At 73.6% G+C, this 1,397-nt stretch carries 1 protein-coding gene; it reads right to left on the reverse strand.

Translation table 11 applies throughout. From position 1 onward, the window contains the following. Positions 1-97: 97 nt before the first annotated feature. Positions 98-1,318: an MFS transporter gene (locus IEZ12_RS34060; protein WP_373295560.1), complete on the reverse strand. Its 1,221-nt coding sequence runs from the start codon at positions 1,316-1,318 to the stop codon at positions 98-100. Positions 1,319-1,397 lie beyond the last annotated feature (79 nt).

Consider the following 1,397-nt stretch of genomic DNA (forward strand, 5'->3'; position numbering starts at 1 on the left):
GCGTCGTCGGGATGTTCGTACCAGCGGGCGGTGACCTGGCGTGGGTCGGTGCGGGGCAGGCTCATGCGGTGGCGGTCTCCGAGGGGTTGGGGGCGGGTCAGGCGGCTTCGGCCCGGGCTGCCTCGTCCTGGGCGGCGGGCTCGGCGGCCGGGTGTTCGTAGGTGTGGCGGTGCTGGTGGAGGCCGATTAGGCAGAAGGCGGTGGCGACGGTGACGGCGACGGCACCGGCGAACAGCAGGGCGCGCACCCCGCCAGCGGGGACGACGGCGACCAGCAGGCCGGCCAGCGGGAGCGGGGCCAAGACGAGCAAGACGCAGACCGCCAAGGTCGCGCCGAAGCGCCGGGCGGGGATCAGGCGGGCGCGGGCGGTGCGCAGGGCGACCGTTGCGGCGCCCTCGGCGGCCATCAGGGTGGCGACCGCCGCGATGTAGGTGACCAGGGTCGGCGCGATGGCGGCACCGGCGGCGGCTGCGCAGGTGACGACGGAGGAGGTGAGGATCACGGGGAACAGGCCATACCGGTCGATGGCCGGCTTCGCGGCGAGGACGGCCAGCAGGGAGGCGCCCGCCGCGACGCTCCACACCAGGCCGGTGGCGGCGGTGCTGTGGTGCAGGTCCCGGGTCACGGTGATCGGGGTGGATACCTGTAGGAGGCCGGACAGCAGGTTCGCGGCGGCGAGCGTGGCGACCAGCCAGGCGAGGGCCGGGGTGCCGAGCACGCCGTTCAGACCGCCGGCCAGGGCGTCGCGGGCCCGCTCACGGCGCTGCTCGGTGACCAGCCGAAGGCGCACGCGCGGGGTACGCATCACCAGCGCCATGGTGATGGTGACGGCGGACAGGACCGCCACGGTGGCCAACAGGAGCGCCGGACCGGCGAGCAGCAGCGCGCCGCCGATCAGCGGGCCCAGCAGGGCGGCGCTCTGGTCGATCGCGGTGAATCGCGACTGCACCCGGTGCGCCTGGGCACCGGCTCGCCGGCTGGCTTCCGACCCGAGCGACTCGACCGCGAGGAAGCTGCCCTCGGCCAGCATGCCGGCCACCACGCCGAACAGAAGGACGACGGGCACGCCAACTCCCAGGCTCATCCCCACCAGGGTGAGCAGGGCAGCCCCGGCGCGCGCCAGGCTGGTCGTCAGGACCGCGGTCTGTGGGCTGTGCCGGTCCACCAGCGGGCCGCCGAGGACGATCGCGGCGAGCCTGGGCAGCCACTCCAGCAGGAACGCCGCCCCGGTCCACATCACCGAGTGGGTGAGGGTGAGGACCAACAGCGGCACGGCGTAGGTGATCACGGAACCCGCGAGGGCATCGGTGCCGCGCAATACGTACTGAACTTGAATTTGTGATGTCGGCCTGGAGGGTGGTCAGCCGTCCATGATCAGGCCGGTGGCGGCGAGGCAT

The sequence above is a fragment of the Kitasatospora griseola genome (assembly GCF_014648555.1).
GTDB classification, from domain to species: Bacteria; Actinomycetota; Actinomycetes; order Streptomycetales; family Streptomycetaceae; genus Kitasatospora; species Kitasatospora griseola.